The sequence below is a fragment of the Streptomyces sp. NPDC048671 genome, from assembly GCF_055587045.1.
Genome location: NZ_JBVJHB010000001.1, coordinates 677,420 through 703,258, shown reverse-complemented (window position 1 = coordinate 703,258; position 25,839 = coordinate 677,420). Strand labels below are relative to the sequence as shown.

Sequence of the window (25,839 nt, the reverse complement as noted above, 5' to 3'; positions counted from 1 at the left end):
TATGACTCCGGGTACGGGCGGGCGCAAAAGCTCGTCACGGTGGGCGGGACCTGGTCGCACGTCCAGGTCCACGGCCTCGCGTACCGCGTCACCGGGCCCAAAGTCGATGTTGAGTTCTGCCGCGACCTTGTCGTCGGCCTCGCGCTGCCGTTCGGGGCTGGTGGTCTCGTCGGTCAGGACGGACAGGCGCACGCACCGTACACCCCGGAGGGTCTGCGTTTCGTGGACCGTGCCCGCGAGGGGGTTCCGGGAGTTTGTCTTCACACTCTCCGTGGGGAGCGAAGGTTGCCCGGAGCCGTTGTGGTCTCTGACCAGGGCCGATGCCACCATGCCGACACTCCGGAACCGCTGGAACGGAGTGTTGGGCGACGCGGAGCTGCCGGACTTCTGGCCGGCGCGGTCGTCCTTCGGCTGGCGGGCGGGGGCTGCGGCGGCTCCGGCCGGTGTGCGGGGCGGGCGCCTCTGGGCCAAGCTGGAACGGCAGCCCGTCCCGTCCGGCGAGGAGGTGGCGATGGACCCGGTCCGGGCCCTGGAGCGGATCGCCTTCCTGCTGGAGCGCGGCGGGGGCGACACCTACCGCGTCCAGGCCTTCCGCACGGCCTCCCGCACCGTCGCCGCGATGGGTGAGGGGGAGGCCGTCCAGCGGGTGACGAACGGCTCGCTGGAGCGGGTCAAGGGCATCGGCCCCAGGACCGCACAGGTCGTCCGCGAGGCGGTGGCCGGAGAGGTGCCCGCGTACCTGGAGCGGCTGGAGACCGAGGCCGAGGAGAGCGGACCGCTCGCCGAGGGCGCTGAACGGCTGCGCGCGCTGCTGCGCGGCGACTGCCATCTGCACTCCGACTGGTCGGACGGCGGCAGCCCGATTGAGGAGATGGGCCGCACGGCCGCCGAGCTCGGCCACGACTGGGCGGTGCTCACCGACCACTCGCCCCGGCTGACCGTGGCCAACGGCCTCTCGCCCGAACGGCTGCGCCGGCAGCTGGCCGAGGTGGCCGAACTCAACGAGCGCTGGGCGCCGTTCCGGCTGCTGACCGGCATCGAGTGCGACATCAACCTCGACGGCAGCCTCGACCAGGAGGACGAACTCCTGGAACAGCTCGACCTGGTGGTCGTCTCCGTCCACTCCAAGCTGCGGATGGACCCCGGCCCGATGACCCGGCGGCTGCTCGCGGCCGTCCGCCATCCTCGGGCGAACGTCCTCGGGCACTGCACCGGGCGGCTGCTCACCGGCCGGGGCCGTCCGGAGTCGCGGTTCGACGCGGACGAGGTCTTCGCCGCCTGCGCCCAGGCGGGTACGGCGGTGGAGATCAACAGCAGACCCGAGCGGCTGGACCCGCCCAGGCGGCAGCTGCGCCGGGCCGTCGAGGCGGGCACGCTCTTCGCCGTCGACACCGACGCGCACGCGCCCGGACAGCTGGACTGGCAGATCCACGGCTGCGCCCGCGCCGAGGAGTGCGGGGTCCCGGCGGAACGCGTCGTCACGACGTGGACGGCGGATGAGCTGACGGCCTGGACGCGCGAGGGACGGCTTCCCGCGGGTTCTACTGGTTGAGCTCCGCCAGCACCCGCAGGGTGTGCGGGTCGGGGGCGGTTACCAGGAGGTCGGTGACCGGCCCCTTGCGCCACAACTCCAGCCGTTCCGCGATCCGTTCACGGGGGCCGACCAGCGAGATCTCATCGGCGAACGCGTCGGGCACGGCGAGGACGGCCTCCTCCTTGCGGCCCTCCAGGAAGAGCTGCTGAATCCGCCGGGCCTCCTCCCCGAACCCCATCCGCGCCATCAGGTCCGCGTGGAAGTTGCGGGCGGCGGCGCCCATGCCGCCGATGTAGAAGCCGAGCATCGCCTTCACCGGCAGCAGTCCCTCCGCGACGTCGTCGCAGACCTGCGCACGGGCCATCGGCGCGATCATGAACCCGTCGCGGAGGCCGGTGAGCGAGGCCTCGTACACATCGGTGCGCAGCGGCGACCAGTACAGCGGCAGCCAGCCGTCCGCGATCCGGGTGGTCTGCGCGATGTTCTTCGGCCCCTCGGCGCCGAGCAGCACCGGGAGGTCCGCCCGCAGCGGATGGGTGATCGGCTTCAGCGGCTTGCCGAGCCCGGTGGCGTCCGGGCCGTTGTACGGGTGCGAGTGGAACCGGCCGTCCAGCTCAACAGGCGCCTCGCGGCTGAGTACTTGGCGTATCACGTCGACGTACTCGCGGGTCGCGGTCAGCGGGCTGCGGGGGAACGGCCGCCCGTACCAGCCCTCGACGACCTGGGGGCCGGAGAGCCCGAGGCCGAGCATCATCCGGCCGCCGGAGAGGTGGTCGAGCGTCAGGGCGTGCATGGCGGTCGCGGTCGGGGTGCGCGCCGCCATCTGCGCGATGCCGGTGCCCAGCCGGATCCGGGAGGTGTGGGCGGCGATCCAGGTCAGCGGGGTGAAGGCGTCCGATCCCCAGGCCTCCGCCGTCCACACCGACGCGTAGCCCAGGTCCTCGGCCTCGCGGGCGAGGTCCAGATGGGCCGGGTTCGGGCCGCGGCCCCAGTATCCGAGAGCGAGTCCGAGCCGCATTCCGCTGCCTCCCAGTATTTCTGACGGTGCATCAGATGTATCCGGAGGGTACGACAGCGGCCCCCCGCCCGGAAGGGGCGGGGGGCCGCTGTCGGTTGTCCGTGCGCCGCGTCAGCCGCGCTGGATGCCCGTGGTGTCCTGGAGCACGCCACGACGGCCGTCCTGCGTCTGGGCGATGAGGCCCGGACCGCGCTGCTCGACCGCGAGATACCAGGTACCCGGGGCCAGTTCGGCGATCGGGGACGGCGAACCGTCCTCGCCGTACAGCGGACGGGCCACCGGAACCGCGAACCAGAACGGGGTGAACTCACCGGCCGGCGCACCGCCCGCCGCCGGGACCTGCTGAGCCGGCGCACCGGCCTGCTGCGGCTCGGGCTGACCGGGCTGGCCGGGCTGCTGGGCACCGTACGGCTGCGGCTGGCCCGGCTGCTGACCACCGAAGGACGGCTGCTGCGCGCCCGGGTAGCCGTAACCCTGGCCGGGCTGCGGCTGGCCGCCGTACGGCGGGTGCACGGCCGGCTTCGGGGCGCCCATGAGCGGGACCTTGAGCGCGGGAAGCAGCGGGGAGGCGACCGCACCGGCGGCCAGCACCAGAGCGGCGATCATGCCGAGGATCAGACCGGCACCGGCGTCGATCTGGCCGAGGTCGATGATCGTCCAGAACAGGTTCCACGCGGTGAACACCGTGGCGGCCACGCCGAACTGGGCGAGATCCAGACCGGCGACCTTGCGCGGCTGGGGCTGCGAGCGGGAGAGCACGATCAGCGCGGCGCCGGCCACCCCGACCAGGTAGACCCCGATCGCGTTGCCCAGTGAATCCCAGGAGTTCGGCCCGTCAATGTTCCCGTAGGAGTAGTAGTCGAGGAAAGAGGCGATGAACAGCACGACCGCTGCTCCGATCACCACGCCATCGCCTCGAGTGAGGGAGCGGATATTCACGTGAAGGTCCTTAGTCGGTCGTCTCGTCGGGGCGGTCGTCGCTGCCACCGGTACGGGCGGGCACGGCGCGAAGCTCGGGGGCGGCTCCCCATCGTACGGATGAATCTATCGTCTGCCCGGTCGGGTGGTGCCCCCCGTCCGGACGTTGGGCGGGCATCCTCCCGAATTCATCGCAGAACCACCTCTTACTACCCGTTGAGGTAGCTGCTGATGCCGTCGGCGATCCCCTGCGCCGCCTTCTGGCGCCAACTCGCACTGGTGAGCAGGGCCGCGTCCTTCGGATCACGCATATTGCCGCATTCGATGAACACTTTGGGCACGGTAGACAAATTGAGTCCGCCGAGATCCTTGCGGGTGTCCAGTCCGGTATTGCCGCCGATGTAATTGGAAGGCGCACTTCCGGTAGCGCGGACGAAGAGTCCGGCGATACGCGTACCGAGATCGCGCGAGGGGCCGACGATCTCCGAGGTGTCCGCGTCGCCGCCGCGCACCGGGCCGGGAAGGATCACGTGGAAGCCCCGGTTGCCGGCCGCCGATCCGTCCGCGTGGACCGAGACGACCGCGTCGGCCCCGGCCTTGTTGCCGATCCGGGCCCGTTCGTCGACACACGGGCCGAACGGCCGGTCGTTGTCGTACGTCAGGACCACCTTCGCGCCCTGTGCCCGCAGCAGCGTGCGCATCCGGTGCGACACGTCGAGGGTGAACTCGGCTTCCGCGTAACCGGAGTTGGTGGAGGTGCCGGTGGTGTCGCACTCCTTGTGCGTGGTGCCGATGTCCACCTGCCGGCCGATCTCGGCGGTGTGCAGGTGGTTGCGCGGATTGTGCCCGGGGTCGATGACGACCGTCTTCCCCGACAGGGGCCCGGCCGGGGCGTCCGGCGCGGACGCCGACGGGGAGGGCGGCCGGGTGGCGGAGGGGCTGCCGCGCACCGGCGACGGGGAGGCCGGGGCCGGTGCGGAGGATGTCGCGGGGGCCGGCGCGGCGGCCGTGGTGCCGGCCGGGCCGGGGCCGGCCTGCGCGGTGTCGCCGCCGCCGCCGCAGCCGGTGGCGCCCAGGCACAGCACGGTCAGCGTCGCGGCGGCGAACAGGGCCGGGCGGCGCGGGGTGGGGGGAACGCTCTCGTCGTCACGCACCCGGCGATGCTATCCGGGCGCCCGCCCGGCGTCCGGAGGCCTCAGATCCCGGGCCCGGTACGCCGCAGGACGCGCAGCGAGTCGGTGACCGAGATCTCGGTGAACGCCCCGGAGGCCAGCGCCCGCAGATAGACCCGGTACGGGGCCTGACCGCCGTGCGCCGGGTCCGGGAACACGTCGTGGATCGCCAGCAGCCCGCCCTCGGCGACATGCGGCGCCCAGCCCTCGTAGTCGCCGTTCGCGTGCTCGTCGGTGTGACCGCCGTCGATGAAGACCAGGCCGAGCGGCCCGCCCCAGACGGCCGCGACCTGCGGGGAGCGCCCCACGAGCGCCACCACGTGCTCCTCGAGGCCGGCCGCGTGCAGCGTCCGGCGGAAGGTGGGCAGCGTGTCCATCCGGCCGACCTCCGGGTCCACCACGGTCGGATCGTGGTACTCCCAGCCGGGCTGCTGCTCCTCGCTGCCCCGGTGGTGGTCGACGGTGAGGGCCGCCGTCCCCGCGGCACGGGCGGCGTCGGCGAGCAGGATGGTGGAGCGCCCGCAGTACGTGCCCACCTCCAGCAGCGGCAGCCCGAGCGCGGCGGCCTCGGCGGCGGCCGCGTACAGCGCCAGCCCCTCCACCACCGGCATGAAGCCCTTGGCGGCCTGGAACGCGGCAAGAATCTCCGGCTTGGGCTCGGCGGCCACGGGGTTCCTCCTGGTGGGGTGGGATACGGGGGTGGGATACGGGGACGGGGCGTTTCGACGGCGCCCCATCGTGCCGCACGTCCGGGCCGGGGGCGCGCGCGGGGGTGCGTCCGGGCCGCGCGGGAATGCCCGCGCCCCCGCCGACGGGGTCGGCGGGGGCGCGGGTGGGGTGAGCCCGGGTCGGGGCGGGCCCCTGGTGGAGCTGTGACGCGGCGGTCAGCAGCTCTGCCAGAGTCGGGTCATGACGCGGACGCCGAAGCGCAGTCCCTCCAGCGGGACGCGCTCGTCCACGCCGTGGAACAGGCGGCCGTAGTCCAGGTCGTGCGGGAGCTTCAGGCCCTTGAAGCCGAAGCAGCGGATGCCCAAGTGGGTGAAGGCCTTGGCGTCCGTACCGCCGGGGTTGCAGTACGGCACGGGGTGGCCGTCCGGGTCCTCGGCGCGCACCGCGTCGCACATGGCGTCGACGAGCGGGCCGTCGAAGGTGGTCTCCATCGCGATGTCGTGGTTGACCCACTCGCGGCTGACCGAGGGGAGCAGCAGACTGTCGATCGTGTCGATCAGCTCCTGCTCGTGGCCGGGCAGGAAGCGGCCGTCGACGCGGGCGGTGGCCTTTCCGGGGATGACGTTGGTCTGGTAGCCGGCGTTGAACATGGTGGGGTTCGCCGAGTTGCGCAGGACCACCTGCATGAAGTCGGAGACCGGGCCCAGCTTGGCGAGGCTGCCCTCGATGTCGTTCTCGTCGAACTTCACGCCGTAGAGGCGGGCGGCCTCTTCGAGCAGGGCGCGGACCGGCTCGATCAGCCGGATCGGGAAGGTCTCGCGGCCGATCCGGGTCAGCGACTCCGCGAGGTCGGTGACCGCGTTCTCGTCGTTGGGCGAGGAGCCGTGGCCGGCCCGGCCGGTCGCGGTGAGCTCCATCCAGGCCATGCCGCGCTGGGCGTTCTCGATCGGGTAGAGGCGCCGGGCGTCGTCGAGGGCGAAGGAGAACCCGCCGCCCTCCCCGATGGCCTCGGTGACCCCGGCGAACAGCTCAGGGCGGTGCTCGACCAGCCAGTGGGCGCCGAACTTGCCGCCCGCCTCCTCGTCCGCGAGGAAGGCCAGGACCAGGTCCCGCGAGGGCTGCGTGCCGGTGCGGGCGAAGTGCCGGGCGGTGGCCAGCATGACGGCCACCGTGTCCTTCATGTCGATCGCGCCGCGGCCCCACAGGTAGCCGTCCCGGATCTCGCCGGAGAACGGGGGCACCTGCCACTCGGAGGCGTCGGCGGGGACCACGTCCAGATGGCCGTGGACCATCAGGGCGCCGCGCTCGGGGTCGCGGCCGGCGATCCGGGCGATGACGCTGGCCCGGCCAGGGGCGGACTCGATCAGCTCCGAGGCGATGCCCACCTCGGCGAGGCGGCCCACCACCCACTCGGCACTCGCACGCTCGTCGCTGGTGGGGTTGGAGGTGTCGAACCTGATCAGTTCGGCGCAGAGGTCGATGGCCTCGGCCTGCGCCTCGTCGGAGGCGGGGACCAGGGGGGCGGTGGGGTCGGGGGTGCTCATGCTGCTCCCACAGAGGTGGTGGCGGGGGCGTCGGGGACCGCGTTGTCCTCGTCGTCCTCGGTGGTGGAGGTGCCGTACGGCTTCACCCAGCCCAGCAGGCCGAGGACGCAGTACAGGACGAATGCGGTGGCCAGCGAGTTCAGGGCCGGTATGCCGCCGTCGTAGAACTTGCCGACGCAGAAGGCCACGATCCAGATGACGATGGACATCGGCACCCAGGTCGGGGAGGACTTCGGCAGGGTCTCGGCCTCCCGGGTGTCGTCCAGCGGCTTGCGCATCCGCTTCACGACCCAGTACTCGGCCACGATGATGCCGCCGATCGGCGGGATCGCGACGCCGAGGATCGTGAGGAACTCGGTGAAGTGGGTCATGATCCCGACCGCGGACAGGAGCGTGCCCGCGATGCCGAGGACGATGGTGACGGCGCCGCGGTGGATCCGCTTGCCGAAGACGACCTGGAAGAAGTTGACGACGCCGAGCGATGAGCCGTACAGGTTCCAGTCGTTGATCTTCGCCGTGGACATCAGGACCACGATGACGCCGAAGGCGCCGGAGGTGGAGAGCACGATGTGCGAGACCTCGTTGCTCTTGACCAGGTGGCCCAGGAGCACGCCGGTCATGCCGACGATGTACTCGGAGAGGATCATCGAGGAGGCGCTCTGCAGGAAGACGTGCGAGCCCTTGCGGTTGTAGCGGGTCATCTCCGGGGAGACGATCGCACCCGTCATGTAGCCGCCGGCGATGGCGGTGGCGGCGACGGCCAGCGGGATCGTTTCGCCGGGCGGCGGCGAGTGGATCAGATCGGTGAACGAGTGGTCCTTGAGCGTGTTGATGACGGACCAGGCGACCATCGCGAAGAAGAGCGGCGTGACGATCTTCGCGAAGTTCGCCATGTACTTGAAGCCGAAGATCACCAGGGCGGTGATGGCGATGCCCGCTATCACGCACCACATCCAGGACGGCCCGCCGACCAGCGCCGAGACGCTGTTGCCGAAGATCGTGTTCTGGACGCCGAACCAGCCGACCAGGCTGACCGCGATGACGAAGCTGACCAGCGCCGAGCCGTTGCGTCCGAAGCCCACCCAGCGGGTCAGCATCGGGGTCGCGAGACCCTCGCGCATCCCGGCCAGGCCGATCGCGAAGATCACGACCTCCAGGATGACCGCGCCGAGCGTGAAGGCGAGGAAGGCGTTCCCGAAGGTCATGCCGACACCGATGGTGGCGCCGAGCGTGAACTGCGAGATCGAGCCGGACTGGGCCAGCCACTGGAGCAGCATGGACCAGAAGCCGAACCGCTTGTCGCGCGGGACGCGCGAGAGCGAGTAGTCGTCGCTGCCGATGCTCTTGGTCTCGTTGACCGCGGCGTCGGCCGGCGGGGCGGCAGCCATCAGGACTCCAGGGGTGTGCGGCCGAAGGTCTGCAGGTGGGACAGCGACCCGTAGCGGTTGACGAGGTTGTCGAACTCCACCGCGTCGTGGAAGTCCAGGTGGCCCGCGCCGTAGGCCTTGGCGACCTCCACGGCGTAGCGGGCGGCGGACGCGATGTCGCTCTCGTGACTCGCGCCCGTCTGGCAGCCCGGCACCGCGGCGGCCGAGGTGACCGCCAGGCCGACCACGGGAGCGGTCGTGGCGGTGGAGGGCTGAAGGATCGAATTGATGTGGTGTGCACCATTACCGTACGGCGTGATGTCCTGTGTGGTCACCGGGTACGTGACCAACGGCTCACCGGTCACCACGGCCAGCAGCTCGCCGAGCTGCTCGCTCACCCGGAGCACCCAGCCCTCCTTGACGGTGGGCGACAGGGCCAGGCCCTTGTGGTTGATGATGCGGTTGCCCTTGGTGGTGTCGATGGAGAGCACGGCCTCCATGGCGTCCGTCACCTCGTGGCGGTTCATGGTGGCGATGTCCACGGGCGAGCCCATGAACGGCACCGGGTCGTGCGGCTCGGTCGGCGCGTTCGGGCAGATGTGGGTGGCGACGATCACATCGCCGGGCAGCACATCGCCGCGCCGGCGCATGTCGAGCAGCTTCGCGGCGGTGGCGACGGCGGAGACCGCCCCGTCGGCGTCGGAGACCAGGCCGATCATCTCGGGCCGGGCGCCGATGCCGCCGAGCCGGCCGACCACGCCCAGGGTGCGGGCGGTGCCCCCGGCCCTGCGTCCCCGGGAGCCGGGGATGCGGACCATCACGAAGTCCGTCGAGCCCCGCTCGCCGGCGACCGTGGTGACCTCCGCGGACGAGCCCTCGGCCCCCGCCGCGGCGTCGAGGTACTCGACGACCGTCTTGCCATTGGCCTGCGGGTCGTCGAGGAGATCGACGATGTCCAGTACGTACTTCAACATGGGGGGCCTTTCTCGCGCATCCATCACACCCGTCCGGCGCCCGGCAGGGAGTGGGACGCCGGACGGGGTGCTGAGAGCAGATTCGGGATCGGATAGCGTTGAACGCAACTGTTTCCCGTTATTTGCAACTCAGGTCTGAATGGTGAGATCAGGATGGCGGACTTCGATCTGGACCGGCGCACCCCCGCCGGAGCCCTGCAAACCGTCGACCGGGCACTCCTCGTGCTGCTCGCGTTCGAGCGGACCAGACCCGACTGGGGTGTCACCGAGGTCGCGGAGGAGTTCGGCTGGGACACCTCGGTGGCCCAGCGGCTGCTGGCCACCCTCGCGGGCCGCGGCTTCCTGGTCTCCGACCCGGCCACCCGCCGCTACCGCATCGGCCCCGCCGTGCTGCGCCTGGGCAGGCTCTGGGAGCGCTCCGGATCGCTGGAGCTGCTCGCCGGACCGGTCCTGGAGGAGCTGCGCCGGGTCACCGGCGACACCGTGCTGTTCTGCCTGCCGGACAGCTTCCACATGCGGTGCGTGGCGGCCGAGGAGGGCGAGACCGGGCCGCTGCGCTACTACCCCCTGGTCGGTGAGCTCTACCCGGCGCACGCCGGGGCGACCAGCAAGTCGTTCTACGCCTACCTGCCGGACGAGCAGCGCCACCGGCTCTTCCGGGGGCGCCCGATGGCCCGGTTCACCGACCGGACGGTGACCGATCCGGATCTGCTGGAGCGGGAGCTGCTGAAGGTGCGCGCCCAGGGGTACGCCTGGACGGTCGGTGAGTACGACACCGGCATCGCGACCCTCGCCGTACCGGTCTTCCTGGGGCGCGAACCGTACGGAAGCCTCAGCCTGGGCGGCGCGGAGGAGCGGTTCGAGGGGGCGCCGGAGAACCGGATCGACGCGCTGCGCAAGGCGGCCGACATGCTGGAGAGGCGCCTCACCCACCCGCCGCAGCGCCCCAAGCCCCGGTCCCGCCGGACCACCTGACCGGCGGCCGGGCCCCGCTCCACCCGCACGACCTGAACCGAAGAGAACCCAAGAGGAACCCCGTGAATCTGCTCCTGCTCTCCAACTCCACCCAGCACGGCTGCGGTTACCTGGAACACGCCCTCGAAACGGTGGAGGCGTTCCTGCCCTCCGGCGCCCGGCTGGCCTTCGTGCCGTACGCGCTCGCGGACTACACGACGTACACCGCGCGGGTCCAGGGCGCCCTGGAGCCGGCCGGCATCAGCGTTCGCGGCGTCCATGAGAACGCCGACCCGGTCGCCGAACTCGCCGCGTCCGACGCCGTGTTCATCGGCGGCGGCAACTCCTTCCGGCTGCTGAGCGCGCTCTACCGGACCGGGCTGCGCGACGCCGTGATCGAGGCGGTGCGCGACGGGCTGCCGTACATGGGGGCCAGTGCGGGTACGAACATGGCGTCGCCCACCCTGCGCACCACCAACGACATGCCGATCGTGCAGCCGCCGTCCTTCGAGACGCTCGGGCTCGTCCCGTTCCAGATCAACCCGCACTACCTGGACCCGGACCCGGACAGCACCCACAAGGGCGAGACCCGCGAGGAGCGGCTCACCGAGTTCCTGGAGGAGAACGACGTCCCGGTGCTCGGCCTGCGCGAGGGTTCATGGCTGCGGGTCAACGGGCGCCAGGCCCGGGTCCAGGGCGCCCGCCCCGCGCGGCTGTTCACCCGCGGCGCGCGGCCGCAGGAGCTCCCGGCGGGGACGGACGTCTCTCATCTGCTCATGACCGCACCGAGGTTCGACGCGCCGGTGCGCTGAGGGACAGCACCAGATCGGCCTCGGCGGGCCGGCCGCTCGCCGGGTGCGCCGCCGGGTAGGCGCGCGGCGTGTATCCGGCGGCCGATCCGGCCAGGACGAAGCTGCCGCCGGCCGGGGCGGCGAGCGCGTACCGGCCCTCCGCGTCCGTCGTGGTGAGCCCGGCCTGCCGGCCCTGCCGGTCGATCAGGGTGACGTTGGCGCCGGCCACCGGGGTGCCGTCGGCTTCGAGGACCCGGCCGCGGAAGCCGGAGCCGGGGAGCGGGAGCGGGAGGCCGGACAGCCGGGCCGTCGCGTCGCCCGCGCTGCTCGCCAGCAGGACCGGCGCGGCGGCCGCCCGCTGCGACGGCAGGAACGCGGCCAGCACCAGACCGGCCAGCACCGCACCCGTAGCGATCATGAACGAGGTGCGGAACCCCTGCATGCTGGGCACCGCGACCGAACCCATCTGCACGGAGGTGTGGGCCAGCACCATGCCGATCACCGCGCTGGACACCGAGGTGCCGATCGAGCGCATCAGGGTGTTGAGCCCGGTGGCCGCGCCCGTCTCCGAGGCGTCGACGGCCCCGATGATCAGTGCGGGCAGCGAGGAGTAGGCGAGCCCGATGCCGGCGCCGAGCACCACCGCGATCACGACGGTCTGCCAGGCGGCGCTCATCAGGCCGAGCCCGGCCCCGTACCCGATGGCGATGACCGCCATGCCGAGCATCAGCGTGACCTTGGGGCCGTACCGGGCGGACAGCCGGGCGTACAGCGGGGCGACGAGCATCATCGTCAGGCCCAGCGGCGCCACGCAGAGCCCGGCGACCACCATCGACTGGCCGAGGCCGTAGCCGGTGGACAGCGGCAGCTGGAGCAGCTGCGGCAGGACCAGCGAGACGGCGTAGAAGGCGACCCCGACCATGATCGAGGCGAGGTTGGTGAGCAGTACCTCGCGGCGTGCGGTGGTCCGCAGGTCGACCAGGGGTGCGTCGCTGCGCAGCTCGAACACGCCCCACAGCAGCAGCACCGCCAGGCCCGCGGCGATCAGCCCGAGGGTGGTGACGGAGGTCCAGCCCCAGTCGCTGCCCTTGGTGATGGCCAGCAGCAGGAGGACCAGTCCGGCCGAGAGGCCGAGGGCGCCGGTGAAGTCGAACCGGCCGGGGGCCCGCAGCGGGGGCTCCGGCACGGCGAGCACGGTCAGCCCCATGGCGAGCACGCCGAGGCCGGCCGAGCCGAAGAAGAGGGTGTGCCAGTCGGCGTGCTGGGCGACCAGGGCGGCGGCGGGCAGGGCGAGTCCGCCCCCGACGCCGATCGAGGAGCTCATCAGGGCCATGGCCGAGCCGAGCTTCTCACGCGGCAGCTCGTCGCGCATGATGCCGATGCCCAGCGGGATGGCGCCCATGGCGAAGCCCTGGAGCGCGCGGCCCACGATCATGATCACGAGGTCATCGGTGAAGGCGCATATGAGGGAGCCGACCACCATGACGGCGAGGCTGGCCAGCAGCATCTTCCGTTTGCCGTTGAGGTCGCCGAGCCGCCCCATGATCGGCGTGGAGACGGCTCCGGCGAGCAGCGTCGCCGTCATCACCCAGGTGGCGTTGGACTGGTCGGTGTCGAGAAGAGCGGGCAGGTCCTTGATGACGGGGACGAGCAGGGTCTGCATCACCGCCACGGTGATTCCCGCGAAGGCGAGCACGGGGACGATCCCCTTGCCCGTCTTCGACGTCCGCGGCGAGGGAAGCTCCGCGGACTGCTGTTCGTGCGTCGTCTGTGGCATACGTGCGGCCTCCGGGCAGCGGGAGAGGGAGGGACGGGAAGGCGTGCGGGCCGTGCTGCGGGCAGCACTGCCCGCCAAGTGTGTGCAGGGTGCAACCTTCCGCATGTCCGAGGTATTCCGGTGAACGATGTCCTGTCCGACTGAAGATTGCGAGAGGTGAGTCGGCTGACCTGCGCTTCGCAATCTTGGGCGGGGCTGGCGAGTGCTGGGCTGTCTCGACGTAGGTTGCATAATCGGCGGCCCGTCGACTCCGATGCGAGGCGGCTCTCGCGCTAGGCGCTCGGGCGAGATTGAGTTGTTCTCCGGGAGCTCACGGCAACTCGATACGCGGTGCATGAGGCGACCAAACCGGGCTGTGACATGAAGTCGCCGAACGAACTTTGGTCCGATCCTGTCGAGGTCGAGGCGCTGAAGGTTCGACTCGACGATCTGCGCCGGGCGAAGATCCGGCTCGCTGATGAGGTGCTCCTAGTCGGCGACTACATCGGAGACAGCACCCGAGCCGAAATCGCCTAGGCCCGGTCGCTGCACAAGCCCGTGCGGTTCACGCACCCCGAAGTCGACCCTGACGCCTGACCGCCCACTGCCACCTCGACAACCGGGGCCAGTATCCCGCCGCCTGACCGTCTTGCGGTGGCTTCGGCCGCCGCCCACCCCACACCCTCCGCAGGCATCCCTTGGAATTGATCATCTACGGCAGGCCTCTCAACATCGCTCTCAAGGTGTTCGGCTACGACTGTCAGACCCTCCGACTAGCGTGTGCCCATGGAAACGGATGGTGAGACCGGCGACGCCAGGCGCAGAAGGGCGATCGAGGCTGAGTTCAGGCGACTCGAGGAGAGCGCCATGTACAGCGCCCAGATGCAGTTCGAGCAGACAAAGCAGTGGCGGGGTGTCAACCTTGGCCTGGGCTTGCCCGCCAGCATCCTTGCTGCAGTGGCTGGCACGACTGCATTGGTTGAGTCAACTGGCCGTGTAGCCGCTGGCGTCATGGCTCTTGCGTCAGCTGGCTTCGGGGCCATCCTGACCACTGTGAACGCGTCCCATCGAATGAACCAAGCTGCAGCAGCGGCGAACGCGTACCTGGAGATCCAAACCGCCGCCCGTCAGGCGAGGGAGATCGATCTACCTACCTGGCCTCTCGACGAGGCCCGCAACGCTCTGGCCGAACTGACTGCCCGGCGAGATGAGCAGAACAAGACGGCCGAACCGCCGAATCGGCGATCGTATCGAAAGGCGAAAGCCAACATTGACGCCGGCGGCCAGTCATACGCAGTGGACGAGAGCACACCCGCGACAGGACAGTAGGCAAACCCATGGCACTTTCCGTAGACGCAGGATTTGACACCTTCCTCACGCGACTGGTTCCGCTCGCTTCGCAGCGCGAGGCTGCGGCGAAACACAGAGCCAGTGTTGAGACTTCGCTCAGCCAAGCGCTCGGTGTCCACCTCTTCCGCGAGATCGGCTCATCCTTCGGCCATGGAACCGGGGTGCGTGGCTACTGCGACGTGGACCTACTCGTCAGCATCAAGGGTCTTAGACCCACCAGTTCTGACACGGCGTTGGGTTGGGTGAAGTCGGCTCTTCAATCGAGTTTCCCGTACACCGAAGTGGTGGTGCGCAGACCAACTGTCGTGGTCAAGTTCAAGCAGGGAACCGAGACATGGGAAGTGCTGCCTGGATTCATCACGATCCGTGGAGACCAACAGACACCCGTGTACGACATCCCGGGTGCTGCGAGCGGATGGATGGACACCGCCCCCACAACACACCTGAGTTACGTCAACGAGGTCAACAAGCTGGGTCATGTCGCTGGAGGCGCGAAGAAGCTGGCTCGCTTGGCTAAGGCATGGAAGTACTACAACAACGTACCTGTCTCCTCATTCTACTTGGAGATGCGGGCGGCGCAGTACGTGGCCACGTTGTCGTCGTTCGTTGCCGTCTGGGATGTCTGTGGATTGTTGGAATACCTCCACAAGATCCAACTCGCAGCAATGAATGATCCCCGAGGCGCCGCCGGAAGGTTCAGTGCCTACTCGACGCCAGCAAACGGGACAGCCGCCCTCTCCAAGCTGAGCACCGGAGCAGTGCGTGCCCGTAAAGCGCTCGATGCTCATAAGAACAACGACCCCGCCACAGCCTTTTACTATCTCGATCTTCTCTTTGGCGGTAGGTTTCCGGCCCGCTAATAAGGGCCCCCTTCTACCGTCCAAGCGCACTTGGCAGGATAGGTGGCGAACGACTCGCGGACGCTCCGGTTCATGCCATCACGCCCCGAGATAGTGCGGGTGAGGAGGCCGATTTGGATAAGTCCACGCCTGAATGGGGTTCCAAGCACGCCGGTAGACAGACGCGACATGGCGGTGCATGACAAGTGCTTCGCCCGCTCGGTTGGTCGGGTCGAACTCTCGGGCATGGCGTTGTCGAGCGCGATGTGTGGCTGCATGCAGCGATGGTCGGTAGAGGTGTGGGGTACGGGTCGGCTTCCTGTCCGTGTAGAGACGGATCGGGGCGACCGGCGCGCGGCGGGAATTGACGTCGGCCCAATGGCTGATCGGATCGTGTAGGCGGTCCCGCTGGTAGGCGGGGTGGGCCAGAATCTGAGCGACTTCCATGTCGAACTGGGTGCGGTCAGCCCAAGATCCCTGGGCTTTTAGGCGCCAGTACGGGGAAGCGAGTCGTGCTGCGAGGGAGACAGCTTCGGGATAGACGACGGCGCAGAGCCTGGCCGTTGAAAAAGATGCCTCTGATGTTCCCGGTGGAATGAGGATGTTGGCACGTCGGACCCATTCATGCCATGCGCCAGAGGATTTCTCAGGAGGACGGGACCAGAGCTGTCCACAGATGAGGATCGCCGTGAGGACGGCGTCATAGGTGACGGCCCAGCCGACTCGTCGAAGCAGGCGTAGGTGGCGTCGCTGTGCTTGCACGACCTCAGGTAGCTGCGTAAGCGACGTGGTGAGGTGGTCGACGTCCGGTGGGCCAATCCAGATTTGGTGTGGGACACAGACGTAGCGGTGATGTGGCAGCAATTGAAGGACGGGGCCACCGGGATGGCGTCCTGTGCAGATGCGGCAGGCGGGTTGCGGTTCATGCCGAAAGGCATGCCAATCGGGTGCCGGTGTCCGAAGCTCGGGAAGGGCACCAGCGAGCTGATGGAGAGAGCGCCCCGTGAGCATCACGAGCTGTGCTGGGATGAGTCGGCGGACGCTGCTATGGGGCTTGATCGGTTGCGAGATCTGATCCCAGAGCGCCCCGAAATCCATGCCGTGGATCCGTGCCAGCCGGGCGACGTAGGAGCCTGTGATCTCGTGGCGGACGGGCGGGACCGGGTCAGGCAGGCGGCGGATGACCATCAGGACGCGCGCCTCCGTCGGGTTGCGGTCTTGGCCGGGGACGTGAGCTTCTCGGACTGCTCGGCGGCGTAGTCGATCGGGACGATGTTCAGGAGGTCTTCGGTGATGCGTTCACTTCCGTCCTCGATGGCGAGGACGGAAGCGCCGCGGATGAGCTGGGAGAGGCTGCCGATCATTCCGCCGGTGCGGTGGAAGAGGTACTTGCTCAGATTGGGGAGGGTTCCCGGCTTGTGGTGGTGCAGTCGGAGCATGGACTCCAGGGTCTGGACCAACGCTTGCCAGGTGTCGCGGTCCTCGTTGGTGGCGTAGGAGAAGGGGGAGGCCGGGATGACGGTGAAGCGGCCGGCGATCTGGCGCCCGCGCGTGCCGGCGAACAGTCCCTGAGCCTCGACGTCGATGCCCGCGTAGATGAATGTGGCGGGCAGCCGCTCGGCGAAGTATTTGAGTTGGTCGGAGGCTTCGGCGCCGGTTCGACTAGCCAGGTTGAGGTTGTGTAGTTCGTCGATCAGTACGAGGTCGACGTGAACGTGGGCGGCGGTCGCGCAGACCGCGTCGACGACGTCGGTGATGTTGGACCGTGCCGGGAATGACAGGCCGAAGAACCGGGCGAACTCCACCGCGAGCATTCGCGGGGTGGCCGCTGGCGGGACCGTTGCGTAGAGGACCGGCAGCCGGTTGCGGTCGCGCGGATGACGCTTGCGGACGGCGAGTTCATGGGCCCGCCCTAACTGCGACAGAGCTGTGGTCTTTCCGGTGCCCGAAACGCCGCTGAGGATGACGCCGCGGCGGGCCGAGATCTGCTGGCGGTTGAGCTGCACCAGCAGGCGGGAAGTGGCGACGACCTTGCGGATCGTCGGGGTGTTCACCAGTGGGAGGCTGGCGTGATATTCGCGGCGCAGGTCGTCCGCACGCATCCGTTGCCGCTCGCTCAGCGATGCCCGTTCATCGGCGGACAAGAGGATGGGAGGAATCGGTTCGTGTTCGACGAATCGTCGCCAGCCCTCCTTGGTTGTCAGAGGGCTGTCCGGCGGTGGCCCTTGCTGTGCTTCTTCCTTGACCGGAGTCGTTGGCGGGGCAGTCATGCTCAGAGCCACCTTTCGGCCTCTGCGTGAGCGTCGAAGACACCGAACGGTGCCACCGGGGCGAGCGGCTGGAATGTTGGGGGCGTGTTGGGCTCAGGCTCGTCGGCAGGTGCGGGGATGGCGACCGCCGCTCGGGTTCGGTCGAGCACGCGGACTGTGCGTTTGTCGGGGCCGTGCTCGGCCCGGCTCAGCAGCTTGTCCAGCAGACGGGCGACTGTTTCTTCGTTGGTGTCGTCCAATCCGGCATCGGTGGCAAGGCGGCGTGCGTGCTGCCAGGTGAAGTCCGCGAACGGAGCGTTGATCAGCGGTAGCTGGATCCAGGGGACGGTGATCCATCCGTGAAGCGTGCGTACGAATACTTGGGACAGGTCGTAGGGGTCGTAGTGCACTTCCCAGAGACCACGCTTCGCAGTAATTCCGGACTGCTGGCGCCGCCACGGTCCCAGGTCCGCGCAGTCGTAGGTGCGGTGGTCGATCCGGATTCCGTAGTCGTTGACCGCCCGCCAGGCAACCGGCAGCAGTTCCAGGTAGTCCTCACCACGCAAGACCAGCGGCAGGTAGCCGCTGGCTGCGACCAGAGACGTGTACTTGTCGTTCGGCGACATCGCCATTTTGGGTCGGTAAGGATCGCGGAGGCTGTCGTGCGGCCTCATCTGCCACCCGACGAGAAGCCACTCGTCCAGCAACTCCTGGAGTTCGGGAATTGTCCAGGCTGCGTGCGCTTCCACCCGCTCGCCCCGGCGGGAGACGTTGGGGCCGGTGTAGGCGGCGACGTGCTGGCAGAACAAGGTGTTGATCGCGGAGAAAGTCGCCTCCACGATGGCCTTGTCCGTAGGCGTGCGCGGACGTGCTCTTTGGACTGAGACCCCGAGTCGGTTGCAGGCCCGGATGAAGGTTTCCGAGATGAATACCTTCCCGCCGTCGATGACGACGGTGTCCGGCACGATCACCGGTTTTGCGGCGGCCTGTTCCATCCGCGTATCCACGTCCAGCAAGCGCCGGTGTGGCATCCGAGAAGCTGCCATCCGAAGTGAGTTCGACCAGCCCGGCCGCATCGGTTCCGGCACCAGCATCCGGGCCAGCAACAGGGAGGCGTCCACCGCCTTCGTGCCCATCGGCCGCAGCACGGCCGCGCAGATTGTGCGGGTGGCGACATCGACAGCGATCGTTAGATCAGCGCGCGCAGGCAGACCGGAACCGAGCACCACCATCACGTCTACCGGGGTGGAGTCGATCTGTACCTGTTCCCCGGGCCGGTCCGCGAACGTCGGAGTGAACGGGCCGTCAGGCCGGTTGGCCATCTGTCGGCGGGTGACGGCAGAGCCGAAGGTGTGCCGGCCGGTGGAAAGCGCGTCGACAAGCCGATAGAACGTGCTCCTGCTGGGCAGCGGCACCGTCCCCGTTCCGTGCACCTCCTCCACCATTTTGATCACTCGGCGGATCAGCCGCGAGCGGGTTCCGGTCGAAGCCGCAGTCTCGTCGTCCATCACCTGGCGGATCACGTCGATCAGTCGTGCATCCGCTTGGCCCGTGGTCTCCCACTCGCGGACCATGCGCTGATCGACCAGCCCCCAAAGCCCTTGACGCGCATAGCGAGCCCGCCTGCTCTGGACGGTACGGACACTGACCCCCAACTCGTGGGCCTTCGCCGCATCACGCTCGGCCAGACTCCGCTCCGCCGGGTCGTACTCCGGCCGTGGCCTGGTCCCTGGATCGGTCGTCGGCGGCGACCCGGTTTCGACCTCCACGACATGACGTTCCCACTCCCGCGCGGCTGCCAGCACAGACTCCGGAAGGCTGTTCAATAGGCCGAACGGCTCGACAGCGGCCTGGTGTTCTGTTCCTGTGACCGCGAAGCCGGGGGAGGCCATCAGGTAGGAGGCCAGAACCACCGACTCCACCCCGTCCTGAGAGCGCAGCCGTACCGAGGTTCCAGCCAAGGCCACCACCTGGTGGTCGCCATCCGCGTAGGTGACCCAGTCACCGGGGCGCAGCACAGAAGCGCTCCCGCCTGCCATCACTGCACCGTCCCTGGCGACACCATTGCCGCGGCGTGCAGCGGAACCTGGACATCCACCGAGAGTTCGTGAAGCCACAACAAGTGGAACAGCACCGGCAGCACGGCGATGGGATCTCCCGTCAGCGTGGCGCCGTCCATCAATGGGCATGGTGCGGCGAACACCTTCCGCAGTTCGGATGCGATTGGCTCCACCAGATGGCGCGGATGTCGGTAGCCAGCCAACCACCTCACATTCCTCACCAGGATCTCGTCCGGTGCCCCCACCAGCCGGAACTCCCACCCCACCTGATCGCAGGCCGCCCGCGTCGCCTCGAATTTCTCCCAGTCCCGAGGCCGGCGCCGTTCCACAGGGCGGCAGTCGAACACCACTGCGGAGCCGTCGTCCCGCCGTGCGAAGAAGTCTGGCACGTGCGAGAGACCCTTGCTGTTCCCCGACATCCAGAACAGCCAAAACGGCTGTGACGACACCGCCACCACGGACGGGTCAAAGTCCATCAGCATCACGTGATCACGTTCCAGCCAGGACTCGTACCCGATGTGCCCGTCCGTCGTCGACGACCACCACAGCCCCGGCAGGTGCCGCTGCCCTTTGTACGACTTGAACGCGCGTACCGGCGCGACGTCCTCGAACCGTACTGACCACACATCGGCCAGCGGTCGGCGTAGTTCCGATCCATCTTGCTCGACGTACCCGACCTCGAATCCATCGGCGGGCGGCCCCTGTGCACCGCCGGCCAGCACGCGTAACCCAGCTTCCACGGATGGCCTAACGCCAGGTCCGCTCGCAAGGTAACGCGGGACCTCGCAAGATCCCTCGCAACCTATGCCCGGACTTCGCAGGGTTCAGTGAGACAGGACAAACGAGGTACGAACAGGACACGGCAGCGGCCGGGACTGTCCCTCCGGCCGGAAACAGATAGCCATCTGACCTTCCGTCAGATTGGAACGTGTTCTACTCTTGCGCCGTTCCAGTGGCTGCGACCGGCGAGGATCCGTATGGGCATCGGAATCACCGAAGAACACAGTGAGCTGGCGCAGGCCGTACGGGGGTGGCTCGCGCGGACCGTACCGCCCGGGGAAATTCGTAAAATCCTTGACGCGGACGCCCCCGCCACCACCGGCGCACGCCCCGAGTACTGGGACGGGCTGGCGGAACAGGGCCTGCTCGGCATCCATCTCCCCGAGGAGTACGGAGGCGGAGGCGGCGGACTGCTCGATCTCGCCGTCGTCCTCGAAGAGGCGGGCCGGGCCGCACTCCCCGGTCCCTTCCTGACGAGCGCCCTCGCCTCGGCGGTGCTGCACGCCTCGGCGCCGGAGACGTCCGCCCTGGTGCGGGACCTCGCCGCGGGCCGGCGCATCGGCGCCGTCGCCCTCGGCCCCGGCAGCCTCACCGCCGTCGAGCAGGAGGACGGCCATCTGCTCGACGGCGAACTCCCGCCGGTGCTCTGCGCCGACGGGGCCGACCTGCTGCTGCTCCCCGCCGCCTCGGTCACCGGCACCCGCTGGTTCGCCGTCGACACCGGCACGCGGGGACTGGCCGTCCGCCCGCACCGCGGCGCCGACCCGACCCGCACCACCGCCGAGGTCCGGGCCGAAGGGGTCCTGGTCCCCGCGGGGCGGCTGCTGCCCACCGACTCCGGACTCGTCCGCGACCTGGCCGCCGTCCTCTTCGCCGCCGAGGCCTGCGGCACCGCCGCCCGTTCGCTGGACACCGCCACCGAACACGCCAAGGTCCGCGAGCAGTTCGGCCGCCCCATCGGACAGTTCCAGGGCGTCAAACACCTCTGCGCGGACATGCTCGTACGGGTCGAACAGGCCCGCGCGCTCGCCTGGGACGCCGCCCGCGCGGCCGACGAGGCACCCGAGGTACGGGGCATGGCCGCGGCCCTCGCCGCGTCGGCTGCCCTGGACGCCGCGTACAGCTGCGCCAAGGACGCCATCCAGATCCTCGGCGGAATCGGCTTCACCTGGGAGCACGACGCCCATCTGTACCTGCGCCGGGCCCTGGTGGCACGGCAGTTGCTGGGGTCGGGGGACGTCCACCGGCAGCGCGCCGTCCGGCTGGCCTCGGCCGGGGCGCGCCGCGAACTCACCCTGGAACTCCCGGCGAAGGCGGCCGCGCACCGCACGGCGGCCCGCGAGGCCGTCGCCGCCGCCCGGGGCCTGGACCCGAAGGCCGCCCGCCGCGCCCTCGCACCCACCGGCTACGCCGCCCCGCATCTGCCCGCGCCCTACGGCCTGGACGCCGGACCCGTACAACAACTCGCCGTACAACAGGAGTTGCGCGAACAGGGCGTGAAGCTGAGCGACCTCCAGATCGCCACCTGGGTGGTGCCCTCCCTCATCGCACACGGGACGGCCGAGCAGCAGGACCGCTATCTGCTGCCGACCCTGCGCGGCGAACTCCTGTGGTGCCAGCTGTTCTCCGAACCCGGCGCCGGCTCCGACCTCGCCTCGCTGCGCACCCGGGCCGAACGCACCCCCGAGGGCTGGCGGATCAACGGCCAGAAGGTGTGGACGAGCGCCGCCCAGTGGGCCGACCACGGCATCCTGCTCGCCAGGACCGACCCGGACGCCCCCAAGCACCAGGGCCTCGGCTACTTCCTCGTCGACATGAAGAACACCGAGGGCATCGACATCCGCCCGCTGAAGGAGATCACCGGGGACTCCCTCTTCAATGAGGTGTACTTCGACGACGTGATCCTGCCCGCCGACGCCCTGGTCGGCGAGGCCGGCGGCGGCTGGCAGGTCGCCCGCAACACCCTGGGCAACGAACGCGTCCACATGGCCGACCAGATGACCTTCGACACCGGCCTCGAAGCCCTGATCGACCGCTCCGCCGGACTCGACGGCGCCTGCCGGGCCCGGATCGGAGCACTCGCCGCCGAGGCCCACGCGCTGGCCTGCATCGGGCTGCGCACCACGCTGCAACAGGTCTCCGGCCTCGAACCGGGAGCGGGCGCCTCGGTACGCAAACTCATCCAGACCGCCCACCAGCAGAAGGTCGCCGAACTCGCCCTCGAACTCCTCGGCCCCGCGGGCGCGGTGGCCGAGGGGGCGGGCGAGAGGGCCGTGCACGGATTCCTGATGTCCCGCTGCCTGACCATCGCGGGCGGCACCACACAGGTCCAGCTCAATGTCGTCGCCGAGCGCATCCTCGGCCTGCCGAGGGACTGAGAGGGCCCACCGCCCCTCCGAAAGGACACACCATGACAGCGAAGGCCATGACAGCGAAGGCCGCGAAGGCGTACATCGTCGGCGTCGGGATGACGAAGTTCGAGAAGCCCGAGACCCGCGACTGGCAGTACTGGGACATGGCGAAGGAAGCCGGCACGGCGGCGCTCACCGACGCCGGTGTCGCGTACGAGGACGTCCAGCAGGCCGCCGTCGGCTACTGCTTCCAGGCCTCCACCGCCGGACAACGAGCGGTGTACGAGCTCGGCCTGACCGGGATACCCGTCTACAACGTCAACAACAACTGCGCCACCGGCTCCACCGCGCTGATGATGGCCCGGCAGTTCGTCGAGGGCGGCGGCAGCGACTGCGTCCTCGCGCTCGGCTTCGAGAAGATGGCGCGCGGATCGCTCGGCGGCGGCGGGTCCGACGGCGGAGCGGGTGATTTCAAGACGTCCCCGGTCGCCCGCCACTACGGGATCATGGCAGCGGGACACGGCTTCGAGATGACCCCGCCCACCGCCCAGATCTTCGGCAACGCGGCCCGCGAGCACATGAAGAAGTACGGCACGACCGAGGCGCAGCTCGCCGCCGTCGCGGCCAAGAACCACCGCCACTCGACGGGCAATCCGTACGCCCAGTTCCAGGCCCCGTACACGGTCGACGAGGTCCTCGCCGCCAAAGCGATCCACCAGCCCCTGACCCGGCTCCAGTGCTCACCGACCTCCGACGGCGCGGCCGCGGCCGTCGTCGTCTCCGAGCGCTTCGTCGAGGAGCACGGGCTCGGCGACCGGGCCGTCGAGATCGCCGCCCAGGCCATGACGACCGACACCGGGGACTCCTTCGCCTCCGGGACCTGCATCGACGCGGTCGGACTGCCCATGTCGCGGGCCGCCGCCCAACAGGTGTACGCCGCCTCGGGGCTGTCGGCCGACGACCTCGACGTCATCGAACTCCACGACTGCTTCTCCATCAACGAACTCCTCACCTACGAGGCGCTCGGGCTGTGCGGCGAGGGCGAGTCCGGGGCGCTCGTCGAGTCCGGCGCCACCACCCACGGCGGCCGCTGGGTGGTCAACCCGTCGGGCGGCCTGATCTCCAAGGGGCACCCGCTCGGCGCCACCGGAATCGCCCAGGCCGCCGAACTCACCTGGCAGCTCAGGGACGAGGCCGGCGCCCGCCAGGTGCCCGGCGCCCGCACCGGACTCGCCCACAACATCGGGCTCGGCGGCGCGGCCGTGGTGACACTTCTGCGCCGCTGAGGACGGGCGGGTCATCGGGGGCCCGGTGGGGCGCCGGTCCTACACCGCTGGTCCGAGGCCGGTACGGTCCGGAAACCGATGTACGGGGTGCTGGGCGGCTGCGAGTATGACGCCATGGTTGACGTCTCGACGCCCACACGCCGTACCGCCCGGACCCGTACCCGCACGTGGGCGGTGGTGCTCGCCGCCTGTGTCGGCCAGTTCCTCGTCGTCCTCGACGTGTCCGTCGTCAACGTGGCCCTCCCGTCCATGCGCACCGACCTGGGGCTGAGCACCGCCGGACTCCAATGGGTGCTCAACGCCTACTCGATCGCGTTCGCCGGATTCATGCTGCTCGGCGGGCGGGCCGCCGACATCTACGGCCGCAAGCGGATGTTCCTGGTCGGCCTCGGCCTGTTCACCGCCGCCTCCCTGGCCGGCGGACTCGCCCAGGAGGGCTGGCAGCTGCTCGCCGCCCGCGCCGCACAGGGGCTCGGCGCCGCCGTGCTCGCCCCCGCGACCCTCACCCTGCTCACCGCGGCCGTCCCCGAGGGACCCGCCAGGACGAAGGCCATAGGCACCTGGATGGCGGTCGGCGCGGGCGGCGGCGCGACCGGCGGCCTCATCGGCGGGGCGCTCACCGACGCCCTCTCCTGGCGGTGGGTCCTGCTGATCAACGTGCCGGTCGGCGTCCTCGTCCTCACCGGCGCCGCGATCTGGCTCGCGGAGGGCCGGACGGGCGAGCGGAGCCGTATCGACTTCACCGGCGCGCTGCTCGTCACGGCGGGCCTCGCCTCCGTCGCCTACGGCATCGTCCAGACCGAGGAGTCCGGCTGGACCGCGGCCGCCACCCTCGTCCCGCTGCTGGGCGGACTGATGCTGCTCGCCCTGTTCGTCCTGGTGGAAGCCCGTACGGCGAAACCGCTGATGCCACTGAGGGTGCTCGGCGCGCGGGCGGTGGCATCAGCGAACGTGGCGATGCTCGTGCTCGGCTCGGCGACGTTCTCCATGTGGTACTTCATGACCGTGTACGCGCAGAACGTGCTGGGCTACACCGCGCTGGAGGCCGGACTCGCCCTGATGCCCACCTCGGTGGCCATCGTCGTCGGCTCCAAGTGCGCCCCTCGGCTGATGGCCCGGGTCGGAGCGAAGAACCTGGCGCTCGTCGGCACGGTGGTCGCCGCCGCGGGCTTCGGCTGGCAGTCCACGATGACGGCCGACGGCTCCTACCTCACCGCGGTCTGCCTGCCCGGCGTACTGATGATGGCGGGCGCCGGCCTCGCGTCCACCCCGCTCGCCTCCCTGGCCACCTCGGGCGCGGCCCCCGGCGAGTCCGGCCTGGTCTCCGGAATCGTCAACACCTCCCGCACGATGGGCGGCGCACTCGGCCTGGCCGTGCTCTCCACCGTCGCCGCGGCCCGCACGGCCGGCGGGACGGGCCCGGAGGACCTCACGGCCGGCTACGCCCTGGCCTTCCGGACGTCGGGCTCGGTGCTGTTGGCCGGCCTGCTGCTGATGATCCTCTGGCTGCCGCGCCACCGCTCCGTACAGCGCTGAGGCCGCCACCCGGGGGGCCGGGCCTCAGAGCCACCCCTGCTGCCGCGCGGCCCGGACCGCCTCCATCCGGTTACGGGTGGAGGTCTTGCCGATCGCGGACGACAGATAGTTGCGCACGGTCGACTCCGACAGATGAACCTTCACCGCGATGTCCGCGACCGTCGCCCCGTCCACCGAGGCCATCAGCACATCGCGCTCCCGCGCGGTCAGCGGACTCGGCCCCGCACTCAGCGCGGCGGCGGCCAGCGCGGGATCGATGACGGTCTCCCCGGTCAGCACCCGCCGGATCGCCACCGCGAGCTCCTCGACGGGCCCGTCCTTCACCAGGAACCCCGCCGCCCCGGCCTCCATCGCACGCCGCAGATAGCCGGGCCGCCCGAACGTGGTGAGGATCAGCACCCGGCAGTCCGGCACCTCGTCCCGCAGATCGGCGGCCGCGTCCAGACCGCTGCGCCCCGGCAGCTCGATGTCCAGCAACGCCACATCGGGCCGCGTCGCGACGGCCGCCGCCACGATCTCGTCCCCGGCCCCCACCTGGGCCACCACCTCGATGTCCGCCTCAAGACCGAGCAACAGGGCGAGCGCGCCCCGCATCATCCCCTGGTCCTCGGCGAGCAGCACTCGTACGGACTTGGTCGGCCGGTGATCCTGCGGCATCTCGTTCACGGGGGACAGGGTATGGCGGTCGGGG

20 protein-coding genes and 2 pseudogenes are annotated in these 25,839 nt (G+C 69.8%); 9 read left to right on the top strand and 13 right to left on the bottom strand.

Annotation, left to right across the window (positions count from 1 at the left end; translation table 11 throughout):
- Nucleotides 1-27 precede the first annotated feature (27 nt).
- Nucleotides 28-330, bottom strand: a pseudogene (locus ACZ6S6_RS03220) (recombinase family protein); the annotation flags it as partial.
- A 181-nt stretch (nucleotides 331-511) separates the two neighbouring features.
- Here ACZ6S6_RS03220 and ACZ6S6_RS03215 point away from each other — a divergent pair.
- Nucleotides 512-1,552: a PHP domain-containing protein gene (locus tag ACZ6S6_RS03215; protein WP_469703854.1), complete on the top strand. Its 1,041-nt coding sequence runs from the start codon at nucleotides 512-514 to the stop codon at nucleotides 1,550-1,552.
- Here ACZ6S6_RS03215 and ACZ6S6_RS03210 read toward each other — a convergent pair.
- The 7 genes from ACZ6S6_RS03210 to ACZ6S6_RS03180 form a co-directional block, all read right to left on the bottom strand.
- Nucleotides 1,542-2,552 carry an LLM class F420-dependent oxidoreductase gene (locus ACZ6S6_RS03210; RefSeq protein WP_469703505.1) on the bottom strand — a complete coding sequence of 337 codons (1,011 nt, stop codon included), beginning with the start codon at nucleotides 2,550-2,552 and terminating at the stop codon, nucleotides 1,542-1,544. The two genes, ACZ6S6_RS03215 and ACZ6S6_RS03210, sit on opposite strands and share 11 nt — an antisense overlap.
- Before the next feature lie 111 nt (nucleotides 2,553-2,663).
- Nucleotides 2,664-3,458: a hypothetical protein gene (locus ACZ6S6_RS03205; protein ID WP_469703502.1), complete on the bottom strand. Its 795-nt coding sequence runs from the start codon at nucleotides 3,456-3,458 to the stop codon at nucleotides 2,664-2,666.
- Nucleotides 3,459-3,679: 221 nt separating this feature from the next.
- On the bottom strand, nucleotides 3,680-4,624 hold the full coding sequence (locus tag ACZ6S6_RS03200; RefSeq protein ID WP_469703500.1) for an N-acetylmuramoyl-L-alanine amidase: 945 nt from the start codon (nucleotides 4,622-4,624) through the stop codon (nucleotides 3,680-3,682).
- A gap of 41 nt (nucleotides 4,625-4,665) precedes the next feature.
- Nucleotides 4,666-5,310: a class I SAM-dependent methyltransferase gene (locus ACZ6S6_RS03195; protein WP_469703498.1), complete on the bottom strand. Its 645-nt coding sequence runs from the start codon at nucleotides 5,308-5,310 to the stop codon at nucleotides 4,666-4,668.
- A 216-nt stretch (nucleotides 5,311-5,526) separates the two neighbouring features.
- Nucleotides 5,527-6,855 (bottom strand): M20/M25/M40 family metallo-hydrolase, encoded by a 1,329-nt coding sequence (locus ACZ6S6_RS03190; protein WP_469703496.1) that lies wholly within the window; start codon nucleotides 6,853-6,855, stop codon nucleotides 5,527-5,529.
- Entirely contained in the window at nucleotides 6,852-8,243 is a 1,392-nt protein-coding gene (locus tag ACZ6S6_RS03185) for a cytosine permease (RefSeq protein ID WP_469703494.1), read from the bottom strand. Before ACZ6S6_RS03185 ends, ACZ6S6_RS03190 begins: the two co-directional genes overlap by 4 nt.
- Nucleotides 8,243-9,196 carry a DUF1177 domain-containing protein gene (locus tag ACZ6S6_RS03180; protein ID WP_469703491.1) on the bottom strand — a complete coding sequence of 318 codons (954 nt, stop codon included), beginning with the start codon at nucleotides 9,194-9,196 and terminating at the stop codon, nucleotides 8,243-8,245. Before ACZ6S6_RS03180 ends, ACZ6S6_RS03185 begins: the two co-directional genes overlap by 1 nt.
- A gap of 153 nt (nucleotides 9,197-9,349) precedes the next feature.
- Between ACZ6S6_RS03180 and ACZ6S6_RS03175 the strand changes: the two genes are divergently transcribed.
- Nucleotides 9,350-10,171 (top strand): IclR family transcriptional regulator, encoded by an 822-nt coding sequence (locus tag ACZ6S6_RS03175; RefSeq protein ID WP_362956921.1) that lies wholly within the window; start codon nucleotides 9,350-9,352, stop codon nucleotides 10,169-10,171.
- A 62-nt stretch (nucleotides 10,172-10,233) separates the two neighbouring features.
- On the top strand, nucleotides 10,234-10,962 hold the full coding sequence (pepE, locus tag ACZ6S6_RS03170) for a dipeptidase PepE (protein WP_362956923.1): 729 nt from the start codon (nucleotides 10,234-10,236) through the stop codon (nucleotides 10,960-10,962).
- On the opposite strand, the gene ACZ6S6_RS03165 is transcribed toward pepE, so the two are convergent.
- Nucleotides 10,925-12,718 (bottom strand): MFS transporter, encoded by a 1,794-nt coding sequence (locus ACZ6S6_RS03165; RefSeq protein WP_469703489.1) that lies wholly within the window; start codon nucleotides 12,716-12,718, stop codon nucleotides 10,925-10,927. The genes pepE and ACZ6S6_RS03165 overlap by 38 nt on opposite strands.
- Before the next feature lie 300 nt (nucleotides 12,719-13,018).
- Here ACZ6S6_RS03165 and ACZ6S6_RS03160 point away from each other — a divergent pair.
- From ACZ6S6_RS03160 to ACZ6S6_RS03150, 3 genes and pseudogenes are all read left to right on the top strand, one after another.
- Nucleotides 13,019-13,234: pseudogene (locus ACZ6S6_RS03160) on the top strand (hypothetical protein); the annotation flags it as partial.
- Between the two features lie 249 nt (nucleotides 13,235-13,483).
- Nucleotides 13,484-14,026 carry an SLATT domain-containing protein gene (locus ACZ6S6_RS03155; protein WP_364494489.1) on the top strand — a complete coding sequence of 181 codons (543 nt, stop codon included), beginning with the start codon at nucleotides 13,484-13,486 and terminating at the stop codon, nucleotides 14,024-14,026.
- 8 nt (nucleotides 14,027-14,034) lie between these two features.
- Nucleotides 14,035-14,907 carry an SMODS domain-containing nucleotidyltransferase gene (locus tag ACZ6S6_RS03150; RefSeq protein ID WP_364494492.1) on the top strand — a complete coding sequence of 291 codons (873 nt, stop codon included), beginning with the start codon at nucleotides 14,035-14,037 and terminating at the stop codon, nucleotides 14,905-14,907.
- Nucleotides 14,908-16,073: 1,166 nt separating this feature from the next.
- Here the strand turns inward: ACZ6S6_RS03150 and ACZ6S6_RS03145 are convergent.
- Genes ACZ6S6_RS03145 through ACZ6S6_RS03135 form a run of 3 tightly spaced genes read right to left on the bottom strand, consistent with a single transcriptional unit; the run spans nucleotide 16,074 to nucleotide 19,914 of the window.
- Entirely contained in the window at nucleotides 16,074-17,168 is a 1,095-nt protein-coding gene (locus ACZ6S6_RS03145; protein ID WP_469703486.1) for a TniB family NTP-binding protein, read from the bottom strand.
- Entirely contained in the window at nucleotides 17,159-19,174 is a 2,016-nt protein-coding gene (locus ACZ6S6_RS03140; RefSeq protein ID WP_469703484.1) for a Mu transposase C-terminal domain-containing protein, read from the bottom strand. Before ACZ6S6_RS03140 ends, ACZ6S6_RS03145 begins: the two co-directional genes overlap by 10 nt.
- The gene (locus tag ACZ6S6_RS03135) at nucleotides 19,174-19,914 is read right to left on the bottom strand and encodes a TnsA-like heteromeric transposase endonuclease subunit (RefSeq protein ID WP_469703852.1); all 741 of its coding nucleotides are present in this window, start codon (nucleotides 19,912-19,914) and stop codon (nucleotides 19,174-19,176) included. The genes ACZ6S6_RS03140 and ACZ6S6_RS03135 overlap by 1 nt, the downstream gene beginning before the upstream one ends.
- A gap of 258 nt (nucleotides 19,915-20,172) precedes the next feature.
- Between ACZ6S6_RS03135 and ACZ6S6_RS03130 the strand changes: the two genes are divergently transcribed.
- The 3 genes from ACZ6S6_RS03130 to ACZ6S6_RS03120 all read left to right on the top strand — a co-directional run bounded on the left by ACZ6S6_RS03130 (nucleotide 20,173) and on the right by ACZ6S6_RS03120 (nucleotide 25,148).
- Complete coding sequence (locus ACZ6S6_RS03130; RefSeq protein WP_469703481.1) at nucleotides 20,173-22,353, top strand: acyl-CoA dehydrogenase; 2,181 nt, start codon at nucleotides 20,173-20,175, stop codon at nucleotides 22,351-22,353.
- 32 nt (nucleotides 22,354-22,385) lie between these two features.
- On the top strand, nucleotides 22,386-23,612 hold the full coding sequence (locus tag ACZ6S6_RS03125; RefSeq protein WP_469703479.1) for a lipid-transfer protein: 1,227 nt from the start codon (nucleotides 22,386-22,388) through the stop codon (nucleotides 23,610-23,612).
- A gap of 114 nt (nucleotides 23,613-23,726) precedes the next feature.
- Nucleotides 23,727-25,148, top strand: a complete 1,422-nt coding sequence (locus tag ACZ6S6_RS03120; RefSeq protein WP_469703476.1) for an MFS transporter — start codon at nucleotides 23,727-23,729, stop codon at nucleotides 25,146-25,148.
- A 24-nt stretch (nucleotides 25,149-25,172) separates the two neighbouring features.
- Here the strand turns inward: ACZ6S6_RS03120 and ACZ6S6_RS03115 are convergent, their stop codons facing one another.
- Complete coding sequence (locus tag ACZ6S6_RS03115; protein ID WP_362957232.1) at nucleotides 25,173-25,805, bottom strand: response regulator transcription factor; 633 nt, start codon at nucleotides 25,803-25,805, stop codon at nucleotides 25,173-25,175.
- Nucleotides 25,806-25,839 lie beyond the last annotated feature (34 nt).

What these genes read in the sequence shown, in the direction of transcription:
- ACZ6S6_RS03165 (WP_469703489.1), bottom strand. Translation starts at nt 12,718, where the DNA reads ATGCCACAGACGACGCACGAACAGCAGTCCGCGGAGCTTCCCTCGCCG.
- ACZ6S6_RS03185 (WP_469703494.1), bottom strand. Translation starts at nt 8,243, where the DNA reads ATGGCTGCCGCCCCGCCGGCCGACGCCGCGGTCAACGAGACCAAGAGC.
- ACZ6S6_RS03180 (WP_469703491.1), bottom strand. Translation starts at nt 9,196, where the DNA reads ATGTTGAAGTACGTACTGGACATCGTCGATCTCCTCGACGACCCGCAG.
- ACZ6S6_RS03115 (WP_362957232.1), bottom strand. Translation starts at nt 25,805, where the DNA reads ATGCCGCAGGATCACCGGCCGACCAAGTCCGTACGAGTGCTGCTCGCC.
- ACZ6S6_RS03120 (WP_469703476.1), top strand. Translation starts at nt 23,727, where the DNA reads ATGGTTGACGTCTCGACGCCCACACGCCGTACCGCCCGGACCCGTACC.
- ACZ6S6_RS03140 (WP_469703484.1), bottom strand. Translation starts at nt 19,174, where the DNA reads ATGGCAGGCGGGAGCGCTTCTGTGCTGCGCCCCGGTGACTGGGTCACC.
- ACZ6S6_RS03190 (WP_469703496.1), bottom strand. Translation starts at nt 6,855, where the DNA reads ATGAGCACCCCCGACCCCACCGCCCCCCTGGTCCCCGCCTCCGACGAG.
- ACZ6S6_RS03125 (WP_469703479.1), top strand. Translation starts at nt 22,386, where the DNA reads ATGACAGCGAAGGCCATGACAGCGAAGGCCGCGAAGGCGTACATCGTC.
- ACZ6S6_RS03150 (WP_364494492.1), top strand. Translation starts at nt 14,035, where the DNA reads ATGGCACTTTCCGTAGACGCAGGATTTGACACCTTCCTCACGCGACTG.
- ACZ6S6_RS03155 (WP_364494489.1), top strand. Translation starts at nt 13,484, where the DNA reads ATGGAAACGGATGGTGAGACCGGCGACGCCAGGCGCAGAAGGGCGATC.
- ACZ6S6_RS03210 (WP_469703505.1), bottom strand. Translation starts at nt 2,552, where the DNA reads ATGCGGCTCGGACTCGCTCTCGGATACTGGGGCCGCGGCCCGAACCCG.
- ACZ6S6_RS03130 (WP_469703481.1), top strand. Translation starts at nt 20,173, where the DNA reads ATGGGCATCGGAATCACCGAAGAACACAGTGAGCTGGCGCAGGCCGTA.
- ACZ6S6_RS03175 (WP_362956921.1), top strand. Translation starts at nt 9,350, where the DNA reads ATGGCGGACTTCGATCTGGACCGGCGCACCCCCGCCGGAGCCCTGCAA.
- ACZ6S6_RS03215 (WP_469703854.1), top strand. Translation starts at nt 512, where the DNA reads ATGGACCCGGTCCGGGCCCTGGAGCGGATCGCCTTCCTGCTGGAGCGC.